This window comes from Rhizobium sp. 01L419 (genome assembly GCF_056400025.1).
The window spans coordinates 42,788-57,096 of the sequence record NZ_JBFTSM010000007.1 but is presented as its reverse complement, the minus strand read 5'-3'; the positions used below and the strand labels follow the sequence as shown (position 1 = coordinate 57,096).

General features: G+C 62.1%; 18 protein-coding genes. 10 read left to right on the top strand and 8 right to left on the bottom strand.

The annotated features are described in order from the left end of the window. Nucleotides 1-501 precede the first annotated feature (501 nt). A complete protein-coding gene (locus AC1DUP_RS15280; RefSeq protein WP_113312187.1) occupies nt 502-1,209 on the bottom strand; it encodes a phosphatase PAP2 family protein in 708 nt (235 codons plus the stop codon). A 311-nt stretch (nt 1,210-1,520) separates the two neighbouring features. On the opposite strand from AC1DUP_RS15280, the gene AC1DUP_RS15275 reads away from it, so the two are divergent. The 3 genes from AC1DUP_RS15275 (at nt 1,521) to AC1DUP_RS15265 (ending at nt 4,066) form a co-directional block, all read left to right on the top strand. Further along, on the top strand, nt 1,521-2,045 hold the full coding sequence (locus tag AC1DUP_RS15275) for a hypothetical protein (protein WP_113312188.1): 525 nt from the start codon (nt 1,521-1,523) through the stop codon (nt 2,043-2,045). Between the two features lie 101 nt (nt 2,046-2,146). Continuing rightward, entirely contained in the window at nt 2,147-2,539 is a 393-nt protein-coding gene (locus tag AC1DUP_RS15270) for a COG4315 family predicted lipoprotein (protein ID WP_113302074.1), read from the top strand. 177 nt (nt 2,540-2,716) lie between these two features. Further along, nucleotides 2,717-4,066 (top strand): carbohydrate porin, encoded by a 1,350-nt coding sequence (locus AC1DUP_RS15265; RefSeq protein ID WP_477833065.1) that lies wholly within the window; start codon nt 2,717-2,719, stop codon nt 4,064-4,066. A 30-nt stretch (nt 4,067-4,096) separates the two neighbouring features. Here the strand turns inward: AC1DUP_RS15265 and AC1DUP_RS15260 are convergent, their stop codons facing one another. Continuing rightward, on the bottom strand, nt 4,097-4,549 hold the full coding sequence (locus AC1DUP_RS15260; protein ID WP_113302099.1) for an Lrp/AsnC family transcriptional regulator: 453 nt from the start codon (nt 4,547-4,549) through the stop codon (nt 4,097-4,099). Between the two features lie 120 nt (nt 4,550-4,669). Here AC1DUP_RS15260 and AC1DUP_RS15255 point away from each other — a divergent pair, with 120 nt between their 5' ends. Then, nucleotides 4,670-5,647: a nucleoside recognition domain-containing protein gene (locus tag AC1DUP_RS15255; RefSeq protein ID WP_477833064.1), complete on the top strand. Its 978-nt coding sequence runs from the start codon at nt 4,670-4,672 to the stop codon at nt 5,645-5,647. Nucleotides 5,648-5,884: 237 nt separating this feature from the next. Here the strand turns inward: AC1DUP_RS15255 and AC1DUP_RS15250 are convergent, their stop codons facing one another. Then, the gene (locus AC1DUP_RS15250; protein ID WP_477833238.1) at nt 5,885-6,766 is read right to left on the bottom strand and encodes a hypothetical protein; all 882 of its coding nucleotides are present in this window, start codon (nt 6,764-6,766) and stop codon (nt 5,885-5,887) included. A gap of 292 nt (nt 6,767-7,058) precedes the next feature. Here AC1DUP_RS15250 and AC1DUP_RS15245 point away from each other — a divergent pair, with 292 nt between their 5' ends. Both AC1DUP_RS15245 and AC1DUP_RS15240 read left to right on the top strand, forming a co-directional pair. Then, on the top strand, nt 7,059-7,265 hold the full coding sequence (locus AC1DUP_RS15245; RefSeq protein WP_115034688.1) for a hypothetical protein: 207 nt from the start codon (nt 7,059-7,061) through the stop codon (nt 7,263-7,265). Nucleotides 7,266-7,389: 124 nt separating this feature from the next. Further along, the gene (locus AC1DUP_RS15240; RefSeq protein WP_113302070.1) at nt 7,390-8,181 is read left to right on the top strand and encodes a potassium channel family protein; all 792 of its coding nucleotides are present in this window, start codon (nt 7,390-7,392) and stop codon (nt 8,179-8,181) included. 69 nt (nt 8,182-8,250) lie between these two features. On the opposite strand, the gene AC1DUP_RS15235 is transcribed toward AC1DUP_RS15240, so the two are convergent. From AC1DUP_RS15235 to AC1DUP_RS15225, 3 genes are all read right to left on the bottom strand, one after another. After that, entirely contained in the window at nt 8,251-9,162 is a 912-nt protein-coding gene (locus tag AC1DUP_RS15235) for an ankyrin repeat domain-containing protein (protein ID WP_477833063.1), read from the bottom strand. A gap of 104 nt (nt 9,163-9,266) precedes the next feature. Further along, entirely contained in the window at nt 9,267-9,470 is a 204-nt protein-coding gene (locus AC1DUP_RS15230; RefSeq protein WP_477833062.1) for a hypothetical protein, read from the bottom strand. A 158-nt stretch (nt 9,471-9,628) separates the two neighbouring features. Further along, complete coding sequence (locus tag AC1DUP_RS15225) at nt 9,629-10,429, bottom strand: SDR family NAD(P)-dependent oxidoreductase (protein WP_477833061.1); 801 nt, start codon at nt 10,427-10,429, stop codon at nt 9,629-9,631. A gap of 85 nt (nt 10,430-10,514) precedes the next feature. On the opposite strand from AC1DUP_RS15225, the gene AC1DUP_RS15220 reads away from it, so the two are divergent. Then, nucleotides 10,515-11,429 (top strand): LysR family transcriptional regulator, encoded by a 915-nt coding sequence (locus tag AC1DUP_RS15220; protein WP_113302066.1) that lies wholly within the window; start codon nt 10,515-10,517, stop codon nt 11,427-11,429. Nucleotides 11,430-11,555: 126 nt separating this feature from the next. On the opposite strand, the gene AC1DUP_RS15215 is transcribed toward AC1DUP_RS15220, so the two are convergent. Further along, complete coding sequence (locus AC1DUP_RS15215) at nt 11,556-11,975, bottom strand: nuclear transport factor 2 family protein (protein ID WP_113510447.1); 420 nt, start codon at nt 11,973-11,975, stop codon at nt 11,556-11,558. A 284-nt stretch (nt 11,976-12,259) separates the two neighbouring features. Here AC1DUP_RS15215 and AC1DUP_RS15210 point away from each other — a divergent pair, with 284 nt between their 5' ends. Next, nucleotides 12,260-12,391, top strand: coding sequence for a hypothetical protein (locus tag AC1DUP_RS15210; RefSeq protein ID WP_477833060.1), 132 nt, complete (start codon nt 12,260-12,262; stop codon nt 12,389-12,391). Nucleotides 12,392-12,397: 6 nt separating this feature from the next. Here AC1DUP_RS15210 and AC1DUP_RS15205 read toward each other — a convergent pair whose 3' ends face one another. After that, on the bottom strand, nt 12,398-13,078 hold the full coding sequence (locus AC1DUP_RS15205; protein ID WP_477833059.1) for an RNA polymerase sigma factor: 681 nt from the start codon (nt 13,076-13,078) through the stop codon (nt 12,398-12,400). A 166-nt stretch (nt 13,079-13,244) separates the two neighbouring features. Here AC1DUP_RS15205 and AC1DUP_RS15200 point away from each other — a divergent pair, with 166 nt between their 5' ends. Together AC1DUP_RS15200 and AC1DUP_RS15195 are read left to right on the top strand one after the other, a co-directional pair. After that, nucleotides 13,245-13,766, top strand: coding sequence for a DUF4142 domain-containing protein (locus tag AC1DUP_RS15200; RefSeq protein ID WP_477833058.1), 522 nt, complete (start codon nt 13,245-13,247; stop codon nt 13,764-13,766). A 14-nt stretch (nt 13,767-13,780) separates the two neighbouring features. Beyond that, nucleotides 13,781-14,101 carry a cupredoxin domain-containing protein gene (locus AC1DUP_RS15195; protein ID WP_477833237.1) on the top strand — a complete coding sequence of 107 codons (321 nt, stop codon included), beginning with the start codon at nt 13,781-13,783 and terminating at the stop codon, nt 14,099-14,101. The last annotated feature ends 208 nt before the right edge of the window (nt 14,102-14,309 follow it).

Here is a 14,309-nt window from a genome sequence, read left to right as displayed (position 1 = left end):
AGAATTGGCAGTTTCGCGATACCCGCAAATTGCTGACATGACCGATGGGTGCTCTCGGGCTTACAGCAGCCACCGCCGAAGCGCTTTCGGTTGGTGGCATCTGCTACATAATTCCGGATCATTGTGCCGAGCCGCGTTGCCCGCACGCCACTTCAGAGCTTTCGTGGGGTCGGCGGAGCACAATCTCCCCTCCGTCATCAAGACAGAAATTAGGAAGCGTTGTGCGTGTGGACCCCTCACCCTAACCCTCCCCCCGCTGGGGCGAGGGGACGTGGCATGCGATGCCTTTCGGGACGCGGGAACGGCGCGGCATATGTCTTCTCCCCATCGGGGAGAAAGTGCCGGCAGGCGGATGAGGGGGCCATGCGCGTAAACAGAAACCTCCCATCACCAGATCATCACCCTGCCCTGCTAAACGCTCGCCACAGCGCCTCGAACTGATCAGCTCAAAGGCCTTCCCGCGGGGCTCGGTGGTGCATATCTATCGGCCGGCACGAACCATCACTGCCGCTCGCTCTGCACTTCATCAGCCGTCCGCGCGATGAAGCGTTTCGAGACCAGCCAGCATAAGAGCGCCCAGAGCGAACCGGCGACCCAGCCGGCGAGAACATCGGTCGGATAATGGACGCCGAGATAGACGCGGCTGAGGCCGATGATGACGGCGAGGAAGATGCCCGCCGCCATGACGAAGACGCGTGTTGCGCGGTAATGCTGGGTGCGGGCCAGCAGCGCGCCGAGCGTGAGATAGGTGACGGCCGAGACCATCGCATGGCCGCTCGGAAAGCTGAGATCGTTGACATCGACGAGGTGCGGCACGATGTCCGGCCTGGCGCGGGCGATGATGATCTTGAGGCCGGTGCTCGCCAGCCAGCCCGTGAGAACCGAGAGGAACAGGAAGACGGCAATCGTGGTCTTGCGGTTGAGCAGCAGATAGGCGGTCGCAAGCAGCGTCAGCAGCGTGAGAACGGTGATGCCGCCGAGGCTGGTGATATCGCCCATCGCATGAACGAGCCATTGCGGGCCGATCGGCCGGCCAAGATCGCCGGGCTGGCGCAGCCAGAGCAGGATCGTCTGGTCGAAGCCCAGCGTTTCTCCCTCCAGCACCTCGCTCGTCAGCCGCTGCAGCAGGAAGAACCCGCCGGCAAGGCAGGCGAAGGTGATGAGCGTCATCGGCTCATACTGGTTCAGCCAGGTCCTGATACGCTGCATTCTGCTCCCTTCGAACGGTGTCACGCGCCGGGAAAGCTCCGGTCGCCGGAACTCATCAACTGTGTGCAGTGGCTTGATTTTGCAAGGGGGCGACGCACCTCGAATCCACTCGCAAGCCGCGGCCGCGCTGCCGGCGCCGATGAATATGACGGAAGCCGTCACGACGGCAGACCGACACGATCACATAGGGCTCACCGAACTTTGTACCCACGCCTTCATCTACGGCTCTCTCGACCTTCGTATAGTTACAAATCCCGGCTAACCGGATGATCCTGATGCGGCTGAAGGACGGTCGCTCACGGAGTAACGACATGCACAGGACATTATCAGTTGCGGCCATCGTCCTGGCCGTTTCCGCCGCGCCCTCGGCTGCTGCTTCCGCCGACAAAAGACCGCTGAACGCCGAGGCCGCCAGCAAGATCAGGGCGGAATTCACAAGGCTGATGGATCTCGCCAACCGGCACGACTTCAAGGGTCTTCACGCCATGTTCTGGCAATCCCCCTCAGCCCTTCTCGTCGCCAAGAGCGCCGTTCCCGCCGAGGGAAACTGGGCAGGTTTCTGGGGCAACGAAGCGATCGACCGGAAGCTGCACGACATCGGCACATCCGGCCCGGTCGTGCTCGAGCCGGACTACACGAAGCTCAAGATCGTCGGCTTGACGCCTGACGTGGCGAAATCCTACGCGCCGATGAACATCACCGTCTCATACGCGGGCCAAGACGGGACGCCCAAACCGTTCCTGATGATCATCGACTGGCTGCATATCGGAAAGGACTGGAAGGTTGCTTCAGAAATCATTCTGCCGGTGCCGCCGGCACCTGCTGCAAAGGGTTAGCTGCCCGCAAACTGGACCTCACCACCCCTGAACCAAACGCCGCCTGTGACCGGCAGGAACCCACCTGTTCAGGCACAGAGGAGCGGCAGAAAGGACCAGAAATGTCTGGAACCACGAAAAGCCTGGTAATCTCGCTTGGCCTCGCCCTGATCTCGCTATCGGCTGCAGAGGCAAAGACCGCGTCGCCCGCCACGGTCGTCACCAGCGGACAGCAAAAGCTGCTGGCAGACGCCGACGGCCAGTCGCTTTACACTTTCGACAAGGATCAGCCCGGAAAATCGGCATGCACCCTGCTCTGCGCCCTCGCCTGGCCTCCCTTCGCAGCACCGGCCGGCGCCAAGGCATCCGGTCCCTGGAGCGTTGTCACCCGACCGACAGGGGTAACACAGTGGGCTTATAACGGCTCGCCGCTCTATACCTATCACTTCGATTCCAGGCCTGGAGACATCCACGGCGACGGCGCCGAAGGTGTCTGGCATATCGCCAAGCCGTGAAGGCATAGTGTCTGGCAAAGCGTACCGAACTGGCGGCAGGACAAGCCGGGTCTACAATACCGTAGCCGACAAACTTGCCCTGCTGCGCAATTCGTTCCAAGGATAGCAAGCTCATATTCGCGCAAAGGCGCTATCGGCCAGCGCCTCCCGACGTCAGCCCCCGGAAGAGGGAAGAGAATGAGACAGGTATCCGGCGCCGCCCTTTCGTTTGCGATTGCTGCCTGCGGCGCGGGAGCACGGGCGGACGATACGGCACCGCCATCCTATGCGGAGACGACACTCACAGGCGATTGGCACGGCTACCGCAACTGGCTGCGCGATCAGGGCGTCACGTTCACGATGTCGCAGACCAGCGATGTGCTCGGCAATGTCTCGGGCGGCGTGAAAAGGGGCGCGGCCTATGACGGCCTCTTCCAGTTGCAGGGCGACTTCGACATGGGCCGGCTGGCAGGCTGGACCGGCGGCGCCATCCATATTTCCGGTTATGCGATCCAGGGCCAGGGCCTGTCCGGCAAGGATGTCGGCAACCTCCTGACGGTCACCTCGGTGGAGGCCGATCCCGGCTTCAGGCTGGGAGAATTCTATCTCTCACAGAGCCTGATGAACGACACGGTGACGCTGAAGCTCGGCCAGATTCTGGCGGACCAGAATTTCGCGATCAGCAATACGGCCAGCCTTTTCGTCAACTCGACATTCGGATGGCCCGGCATTTTTGCCGCCGATCTTCCCGGTGGAGGACCGGCCTATCCCTTCGCCGTTCCGGGCGCTCAGATCATCATCAAGCCCGACGATGCCTGGACGCTGCAGGCTGCCGTCTTCAATGGCAGCCCGACCGGTTCTGACCCCGATGGCAATGCCAATGGACTGGGCTTTCCGATTGGCGATGGGGTGCTGGCCATTGCCGAGGCGGCCTATGCCTATGCGCCCGGAAAGGGCGAGCCCGGCTTGCCGGGCACCTACAAGATCGGCGCCTGGTATAATTCGGAGCAGTTCGACAGCCTGACCACCGCATCGAACGGCGTTTCACTCGCCGATCCCCTGTCGAGCGGCAGCCCGCGCCGCCTCTCGGGCAATTTTGCGGTCTATGCCGTCGTCGATCAGACGCTCTGGCAGGAGCCTGACAGCAAGGACAATGGCCTCAACGGATTTGTGCGTGTCGCGGTGGCGCCGCAGCAGGAGCGCAACAGCATGAACTGGTATTTCGATCTGGGCCTTGCCTATAAGGGGCTTCTGCCGGGCCGCGACGATGACACCGCCGGCATCAGCTTTGCCTATGCCAGCATGAGTTCGGGCATGTCGGATCAGGTAAGGGCTGAAAATGCCTTAACCGGGACGTCGCAGCCGGTTCCGAGTTCCGAGGCCGTGATCGAAGCCACATACCAGGCTGCCGTGACGCCATGGTTTACGGCGCAGCCGTTCTTTCAATATGTCATCCGCCCCGGCGGCAATGCCGCCGATCCCGACAAGCCGAACTCGCGGATACAGAATGCAGCGATTTTCGGATTCAGGGCCGTGACATCCTTTTGAAACCGGCGGCCGGCAGCCACGGCGCGCCGATCAGAGCCTGATGGCCGTTTCCTCTTTCGCCGTCCGGATAACGATCATGGTGAAATAGCGGGCAACATTGTTTTCGTCGCGGAAAAGACCTTCGCACAGAGAGTCGAATTCCTCCATATCGCGCAGGCGCAGCATCAGAACGACATCGGTTTCGCCGGTGACGGCATAGGCTTGCGAGACGGCCTCCTCGGCGATCGCGATATCCAGGAAGCGGCGCATATGCGCTTCTCCGTGCAGCTTCAGTTCCACCGTCACCAGCGCCTTGATCCCGCGTCCGGCCCTTGCGGGATTGAGGATTGCGACGATGCGGTCGATCACACCAGATTTGTGGAGCCGCTGCACGCGGCGCAGGCAGCTGGAGGGAGACAGGCCCACCTCCTCGGCCATGTCGATATTCGTGCGCGATGCGTCGCGCTGCATCAGGTTCAGAAGTTTTCGGTCGATACGATCCATTCCCCGGAGCATATCGGTCAAACGCGCCATTGCAATAAAATTGCACGGATCTGCAATCTTTGATCACAAATTCGAAGTGAACAGGGCTAGCAGATTGAGGCACCATAAAGGGGGTCTCAAATGTCGTTCTTATCGCTCATCCGGCGCAACACCACGGAAACACTCGCAATCTACTGGGTGCTTGCCCGCATAACGGTTCCAATCGCGATCCTTGCCGAGCTCTTGTCGAGGATGGGAGCGGTGAAGGCTGTCGCCCCCGCCTTTGCGCCCGTCATGAACCTGATCGGACTGCCTCCGGAGCTGGGCCTCGCCTGGCTGACGGGCATGCTGGTCGGGATCTGGGGTGCGGTTCCGCTCATTTTCACCCTCGTTCCCGCATCCTCGCTCAGCGTCGCCGATATCACGGTATTCTCGGCCCTCATTCTCTTCGCGCATGGCCTGCCGATCGAGCAGAAGATCATCCAGAAGGCGGGTCCGGGCATGATCGCGACGACCACGCTGCGCATTGCGGGCGGCCTGCTCTATGCCTTCCTGCTGCACCATGTTCTCACCGCGACAGGCTGGCTGTCCTCTCAGGTCCATCCTGTCTGGCTGCCCATCAGCGCAACGCCGGACTGGGCCGACTACTTTCTTGGACTTGCGCAGACCATGGTCTGGATGCTGGTCATCCTCATCGTCCTCTCCTGGGCTCTTGAAATCCTCAAGGTGACCGGGCTGCTGGGACTGATGATGAAGGCTCTTTCGCCTGTGCTGCGCCTCGCCGGCATCAGGGGCGAGGCCGAACATCTCACGGCTATCGGCCTGTTTCTGGGCATTTCCTACGGCGCCGGCCTGCTGATCCGCGAGGCACAATCGGGAGCGATATCACCGCGCCAGATCTTTCTGTCCTGCGTGTTCATGGGCTTCGCGCACAGCGTGATCGAGGATACGATCGTGGTGATGTCGCTCGGCGCGGATCTGCACGGGGTCCTGACCGGCCGGCTCATTTTCGCCGTAGCGGCATGTGCCGCGATTGCCGCCCTGCTTCGCCGCCTGCCTGACAAGGCATTCTTCGCGCAGATGTTTCGCCTGAGAAATATGGAAGCCGAACGGCGATAGCACCGGACGGCCCCGTGGATTGCGGCTGTGGGAAAGTGGTCGGACCGGTCGCTAAAGCAATTCCAGCAAAAGTGCGAAGCGGTTTTGCGTCTGGAATTGCGTGAAAACACAGAGATAGAGCATCTCCGTCTTTCTGAGAAAGACGGAGATGCTCTAATGCAGCGCGCCCCTTGCCTTCCCCGGGGGGAGAGCAAGGAGCGCGATACCTTCCGGAACGCCGGGACGATGCGTGACCCGCTAAACCAGCGGACCGCGGCTTGTCGCGATCAGGTCCTCTTCCTCATCCCGTTGATGCCCGCCAAAAGCGGCGGCGGCGGCGGCGATGAAGGCCCCGACGAGCAGTGACAGCGATCCGATCAGCGCCGATGTCGCGGCCGCCTTTCGTGCCTTGTCGGCAGCTTCCTGCGCGGCAACCTTCGCATCGTCGATCTGCTTCAGCACGGTATCGACCCTGGCGCGGGCATCGGCTTCGGAAAGCCCGGTGCGGGCCGAAACGATGCTGGCGATATAGGTCTTGTCGCCGTCAGGCACCGAGCCGTTCACCGCTCCCTGCAGCAGGATGCGGGAAATCTGGGCAGCGGCGGCGCTATCGTCCTCGTTGGCGCGATTGGCGACATTCTGCGGCCTGAGCAGCGCATCCGTGAAGTAGGACGTGGAGGCATCAGGCGTATCCGAAGAGGCCGCTGCGGCAGAGGTGCCGGCGACCCCGGCGGCCATCGCAGCCTGGCCGGCGGCACTGGCGCCGGCGCCCGCAAGCGAGCTCAGCGACGATGCCAGGAAGCCGGCGACGAAGACGGTGGCAAGCGCCCAGCTGAGGAATCCGTGCGCCGTATCGCGGAAGAAGACCTCGTTGGTGTGGACGGCGGCCCACTTGGTCCGCAGCCGGCCGGTAATATAGCCGCCGAAGGCCGACGACAGCCATTGCACGACGACCAGCCAGATCGCCGCGGTGACGCCGATTGTGGCGGCCGAGCTGCTCTGTCCCGACCACGGAGATACCATGGTGAGACCGACGCCCGAGCCGAGCAGCAGCAGGATGAGCGTAATGCCCGTCGCCGCCACGGCGCCGCCGATGATCGGCCCCCAGGCGACGGCTGATTTCGAGGATTCGACCGGCATCACGCCGGTTTGCCCGCCTTCGAGGGCGGAGCCCTGGATAACAGGTCTGTCTGCAGCAAGAGACATGTGAGCCTCCTATCGCATGAACAGGACGAGCAGGATGACGATCGGCAACGGGATACCCAGAAGCCAGAGAAGAATACCGCGACCCATGAGAAAATCCTCCGTGATTAGAATGTGTTCGCGAGGACCGAACGCCGGCACATGCTGTTTGTTCCCGAGCCCGCAATCCCGTCTTCGATGGAACGGGCGAGTCCGCGCCGCGTTGGGTCTCTATAGAAAGGAGGCCCTCATGCCCCATAAAACAAAACCGCTCGTCGAAGTCGCCGCCAGGACCGAGGACGGCCGCGTGCCGCTCGGCATCATGAACACCAAGCAGGCACTCGACCTGCCCGAAGAGCTGGATGTGGAGATCTCGCACCCCGACAAAGAGGCTGGGGTGACCGATCATTTCATCGACAGGAATGAGCTGCGAAAGATCAGACGCAAACGACAGTGACCTTGGCCCGTGGTGGCACCTGCCTCCTCCTCCGAGCCGGGAGGACGTGATCTCTTCGAGAACTCGGAGACGGCGCTTCACCACCAGCCATTGATGCCCGCCATCCGCGAGCTATTTCGCCGTCATGGATCATCTCTTCGACGACGACACGCATCACAAGAGCCTGCGCGCGGGGCTGCGGCGCATTGAACGGGGCGAAGGCCGCAAGGCCATTCTCCTGCAGTCCATCTTTACCGTCATAGATATCGCGATCCTCGCCTTCTTCGTGCTCGGCCCCTATTTCCGGGCGGCGCCCACCTATCTCGTCATCGATTACGTCATCGCCGTCTGGATCGCCGCCGAGATCGCGGCGCGCGCCATTGCGGCACCCTCGCTGCGCAGCTGGATACTGCGGCCGATGACCTGGATCGATTTCATCGTGCTGGCGACGCTGCTCTTCCCCGATGCGCTCTTCAACTTCGCCTTCCTGCGGGTCATGCGGCTTTGGGCGATCGGGCGAAGCCCGCTCCTGAAGGAAGTGTTGCGCCGGATGAGCTGCGGCTATGCGCTGGATGTCGTGCGCGCGGTGATCAATTTCCTGGTCTTCCTCTTCCTCGTCACCGGCTTCGTCTACACCTCCTTCTTCTATAACCAGCCAGGCGGCGAAGGCTTCGTGGACGCGCTCTATTTCACCGTCGCGACCGTCACCACGACAGGCTTCGGCGACATCACTCTGCCCGGCACGCTCGGCAAGCTGACCTCCGTCGTGACGATGATCGTCGGCATCTCGCTCTTCGTGCGGCTGGCCCAGGCTGTGGTGCGGCCCAACAAGGTGACCTTTGCCTGCCCGCAATGCGGGCTGCAGCGCCACGATGCCGATGCCGTTCACTGCAAGGCCTGCGGCGAGGTACTGAACATTCCCGATGAGGGCGCGTGAGATCTTTTAAAGCGCCTTGCATGGCGTCATGCATGGACAATCCAGCGACGGACCGAGCCGGACGCCTGCTCAGGGCAATGGAACCGGCGAGTCGCTGAGCGACCGCAGATAGGCGATCACATCCAATCGATCGGCTTCATCGGGCGCGCCGCGAACCTCCATGTTGACGCCTGGCGTCGTGAGAGTGGGGCCAGCGATGAAAATATTGAGATCCTCGTAAGTCCAGAAGCCACCCCAGGCCGACAGGGTTCGGGAATAGCCGCCGAATTTTGTGGATGCCTTTTTGCGTCCGACGACGTTCCACAGGTTCGGCCCCCTGTTGGGGACATCCTTCGGACGCGTGACATGACAGGATGAGCAGTTGGTGGCGAACAACTTCGCCCCTTTTGCCGCGTCACCATTCGCCAGCTTCGCAGAAATCGGCGCGGGCTTCCGAACGATGACGCCATGCGTCAGCAGATATTCGGCGATTTCGGCATGGTCGTCATGCCTCGCAAGATGATAAGGCGTGATGATAGCCGGCAGCCGTGCGGGATCGCCACGCACCCAGATGGCGTTGACATCTGCGCCGGCTTCAACGAGCGCCTTGACACAATCAAGACAGCCGCCCGCGACGGCGAAGTGCAACATCCCCTCTCCCCTTGCCGCAGCGTTGGGGTCAGCACCACGCGCCAGCAGAAGCCGGATGAGATCGGCGGAGTTTTTCACCACCGCGCCGGTGATCGGCAGGCCGATTGCCGACTGGTGGTTCACATTTGCCCCACGCTCGATCAGCAATGTTACGGCTTCGAGATTCCCGTTGCGAACTGCGAGAAAGAGCGGAGTGGCTCCCTTGTCCTGCTCCTCAATGTCGGCGCCTGCATCGAGGGCGGCCGCGATGGATGTGATGTCACCGGTCTTTGCCGCCTCGTGGAGTGGGCCGCCCTGAGAGCTGGTCAGAGCACAAAGATAGATCAGCACGCTTCCAATCAACCCACGCATCCGGCTGTCCCTCCGCCAACATGGTGATCGGCAATCATATACCCGATCTCCCTGCCGGGACAGGATGAACACATCAGGCGAAGCTGCAGGATCGCGAGGGCCTGCTACACGGCAGCCGGAGCCGCTCCATGCCTCGGCCATTGCGGCCGCTGCGCTGCAGGATGCCTGACGGCCTCGCCGTCAGCCTCGTCGTGGCAGGTCGCCTGCAGCTTCATGGCGCTGCCTTCGATTTCGTCGAGCAGGGTTTGAACGCTATCGAACCGGACAAGAAGGCGGTGGGTGAGTTTCTTGAATTTCCGTTGGGACATGATCAGGCTCCTTTGATCCGGGAACGCCGGACATGGCGGAAAGTTCAAGGTGGTTGGTGGTCATGGCGACTGGGTCTCGACCGTCAATCCAGGCGCCAGGTACCGAAAACCCCGCCCCACTTATGGGTAGGGGTTTTTGGGAGGTACGGCTTTACCTTTCAAAAGGCCGAGCGGATCGTGCCGCCATCGACGCGCAGTGTCGCGCCGCTGATATAGGCGCCATTGCCGCTCGCAAGATAGACGACGGCGGCGGCGATCTCCTCGGGACGGCCGAGGCGGCCGATATCATTCGGCACCATGTCCTTGACGCAGCCGCTTTCGATATCCTCCCAGCGATCGCCCCAGCCATGCGCGGGCGCTATCTTTTCCAGGAGCTCCTTCACCGCCGGCACCAGGATAGCGCCCGGCGAGACGATGTTGGAGGTGACGCCCGTATCCTTCAGCCGCCGCGCCAGCGAGACCGCGAGATTGTGGCGCGCGGCAAGCGAGGCCTCGTAATCCGGCTGCATCGGGATCGGCTGCGATGCCAGCCCGCCGCCGATCTGGATCACCCTGCCCCAGCCGCGCCCGACCATGGCCGGCACGATCGCCTGGATCATCCGCACCGCCGAGATGACGTTGATCTCATAGGTCTCGGCCCATTTCTCCGGCGTTGCCGTATGCCAGTCGAGATGGTGATAGTGGCCGGCATTGTTGACGAGAATATCGATCTCGCCGCCCGCAAGCGTCTGGGCGACCACCGCTTCGGCCTCATCGCCCCTGGCGAGATCGCCGATCGCCACATCCGCCCTGCCGCCGGAAGCGACGATGGCGCCGGCAATCGCCTCGGCCCTCGCCCGGTCGCGCCCATGCACGACGACATCAGCCCCTTCCGCGGCCAGCATCCGCACCATCGCTTCGCCAAGCCCCGCCGAAGAGCCCGTCACCAGCGCGCGTTTGCCGGAAAGCTGCATATCCATTGTCTTTCTCCATCTGCTGATCTTGGATGGATGGACAATAGGCGATAGGAATTATCCCGATTAGACGTTTAGATCGGGACGATTCATGCCGATATCCCGCACAATGCAGAGCAGCGGATTTACCGAAATCAGGGCGGCGATCTCGGTCGCGGAGCACCGCAGCTTCCGCGCCGCCGCCGATGCGCTCGGCATGTCGCCGACGGCGCTCAGCAGCAATGTGCGCGCGCTCGAGGACAGGCTCGGCATCAGGCTTTTCAACCGCACCACCCGCAGTGTCTCGCTGACCTCGGCCGGCGAGGAATTCATCGCCAGCGTGGCACCCTCGCTAGCATCGATAGAGCGAGCGATGGAAGCCGCCGGCAGCCACGGCACGCGACCCTCGGGCACCTTGCGGATCAACAGCTCGGTCACCGGCGCCCACGAAATCCTGACGCCCCTGATCCTGACCTATCTGCAGCGCTATCCGGCGGTGCAGGTGGAAGTGACGACCGAAAGCCGGCTCGTCGATGTGGTGCTCGACGGCTGCGACGCCGGCATCCGGCTTGCCGAATCCGTCCCGGCCGACATGGTGGCCGTGCCCCTGCCGTTCGGCCTTGATTTCTGCGTTGTCGGCGCACCCCGATATCTCGCCGATCATCCGCCGCCGAACACGCCCCTCGACCTCGCGAACCATCGCTGCATCAGGTCGAAGGCGGCGGGTGGCAGCATCTATCGCTGGGAATTCGAAAGCCATGGCGAGGCGCTGGAGGTCGATGTATCAGGCGGCCTGACGCTGGACGAGCAATCGCTGATGCTGAAGGCGGCCATCGCCGGCATGGGCCTTGCCTATATCTCCCGCGCCATCGCGGCGGAAGCGATCACGGCCGGCAAGCTCGCCACCGTGCTGGAAGACTGGCTGCCCCGCCAATCCCCGCTCTGCCTCTACTACCCGCGCAACCGCAACACATCAGCGGCATTGCGGGCGCTGATCGAGCTGATCCGCGCCGGGGGCGGCGGGTGAGCGGAGGAGCAATCTTCAGGCCGCTTGGTCGATTTCCTCGATGGCCTCGAGTTCCGCCTGAAGCGCCGGCGCTTCGGTAGCAGAAAGGGCGCGATGATATCGAGCCCTCGATGGTAATCAACGATTTCAGACAGTCGCCGATCCCCTCGCGCCCAGCGGGTTGCGCCGGAAGAGTTCGCCGACCAGCCAGCTGTCCAGATAGGCGCGCACTTCCACGATCGTCTCACCCTCAAAGCGGCAGAGCCAGCAATAGTGGTTGTCGAAGCGCATGCCGTCGCGGGCCGTCGCCATCGAGCGCAACTCGACGATCGCCCAGTCGCCGTCGATGAGGATATTCCGGGTGGAGAGCTGGGTGCCGTCAGGCAGCACCTTGTGCAGCTTGGCGAAGGTGCCGGCGAGGAATTCCTGTTTCGAATGGTAGTGGCCGGCGAGCGGATGGGTGCCCATGACCGTCCAGTCCACGTCATCGGCGACATGGGTGAAGAAGCCTGCGCCGTCTCCGTGTTCGAGATGCGCAAAGAGCGCTGCGACATCCTGTTTGTTCATGGCACTTCCCCCGAGTAGCCGAACGTTCACCGGAGATCGCGTTACAGGTAAAGCCCGGTAGAAATAGGAATGATGCAAGTATTGATAGCATAAGTTAGAGAGCGCTGAAACAGCGGGGGAATGTTGCTGGCGAGGCAGATACTTCCGGTTCTTGTCTTGAGGACCTTCTCTCGCACAAAGCTATCTTTTGTGCCCCTTCTTCCTCACCGCCACCCCTAACCCTACAGGAACGATATCCACCTCCAGATGTTATCCGGACGCCAAACACCGGATCGGATTGCCCCATGCGACTATTGATGATGTTAATCCTTGCGCTGATGGTCACATCTGTCATCGGCATATTGGGCGTACAGATGTTCGATGGCGGCAGCAGCAAGACGCCGCCGGCCGTCATCCAGCAGTCCGAGCCGAAATAGGCGCCCTCACCGCCCCATCAGCTCGCCCATCACCCGCTCCGTCAGCTGGTCGCATTTCCAGCCGGCGAAGGGGAAAGCATCCATCGCAATCGGCCCGATCATCTGGTCGAGCTCGCGGCGCAGGAGCGCGCGGGCGCGGTGCAGGCGGCTGCGCACGGTTTCGGGTTTGAGGGAGAGAAGTTCGGCGGTTTCCTCGACGCTCATTTCCTCGATGACGCGGGCGATGAAGACGAGGCGGAATTCCTCCGGCAGGTTGTCGGTCGCCTCTTCCACGAGTTTCAGGATCTGTCGCTGCGCCATGGTGATCTCGGGATTGTCGATGGGCGAACCGGTGGGGAAATCGAGAATGCGGCTTTGCATCTGGGCCGTATCGACGGAGACTTCGGGCGTGCGGCTCGCTTTGCGGAGCCGTCCAAGCGCCTCGTTCATGACGATGCGCGTCAGCCAGGTGGAAAAGGCGCTGGCGCCCTGGAAATCGGCAAGGTGGCGAAAGGCCTTGAGATAGGCATCCTGCAGGGCGTCTTCGGCCAAGGCATCATCGCGCAGGATGCCGCGGGCAATGCGGAAGAGCCGCCGGTTATAGCGCCGCATGATGGCACGGAAAGCGGCGGGATCGCGCGCCAGCGCCAGTGCCACCAGCTCCGGGTCGCTTTTCTCTGCTGCCGCTCTTTCCACCTGCTGCGCCATGGCTCATCCTTTTTCCGCATTGGATGCCGGGGCAAGACGAATGTTCCCGACATCTGGAAAAATCTTTTCGGGCCGGAAAAATCTTTTCGGGAACGCCTGCCCGATGCCGGCATCCAATTCTGCGTAGGAAACATCGACCGGCGGTATCAGCCGGATGGAGGACCAGATGCAGAAACACCTTATCGCCGCTCTCTCGGCTTTCGTGCTGTCAGCCCCCGCGGCTTTTGCCGCCGGCGCAGCACCCACCGATCCGCAGATCGCCCATATCGCCTATACGGCCGGCGTCATCGATATCGAGGCGGCCAAGCAGGCGGTCGAGAAATCGAAGGACAAAGAGGTCGTCGCCTTCGCCAAGGATATGATCCGCGACCATGAGGCCGTCAACAAGCAGGCGCTCGATCTCGTCAAGAAGCTCAAGGTGACGCCCGAAGACAATGCCACCAGCAAGTCGCTGGCATCGGATGCCAAGAAGGAACGGGAAAAGCTCTCCAAGCTGAAGGGCGCGGAATTCGACAAGGCCTATGTCGACAACGAAGTCGCCTATCACAAGACGGTCAACAACGCCCTGAAGACGGGTTTGATCCCGGCAGCCCAGAACCCCGACCTGAAGTCCCTGCTCGAAACCGGCCTGAAGCTTTTCGAGGGCCATGAGCAGCATGCCGAGCATGTTGCCTCCATGCTGAAATGAGGGTCATGGGTGTCATGACGGTCATGGCAATCCTGCCGAAACTCTGCCTTGCGGCCGCACTTTCGCTTTGCGCAACGGCCGCAAGTGCCGCCACGATCGAGGTCACCATCGAAAAGCTGGAGTTCAAGCCGGCGGTGGTGACAGCGCGGCCGGGCGACACAATCCTCTGGCGGAACCGGGATGTGATGGATCATACGGCGACATCAAAGGGGAAATTCGATGTGGTGATCCCGGCGGGCAAGTCGGGATCGACTGTGGTGAAGGGTGATGGGGCGGTGGATTATACCTGCCGGTATCATCCGAATATGAGGGGGCAGATCGAGGTGGGGCGGTAGGGAGTGCCTTGGACATGTATATGTCGTCGACCTTCAGCCCGGTCTGTACCAAGGAAAGCCCCTCCCCAACCCCTCCCCACAAGGGGGAGGGACTAATCTGCGGCGCCAATTTCGCTACTCCCAAGCGTTGAAATCGTCTGAACCGGAAGCGGCGAGTTAAGCCCCTCCCCCTTGTGGGGAGGGGTTTGGGGCGGGGTCTTTACGAAAA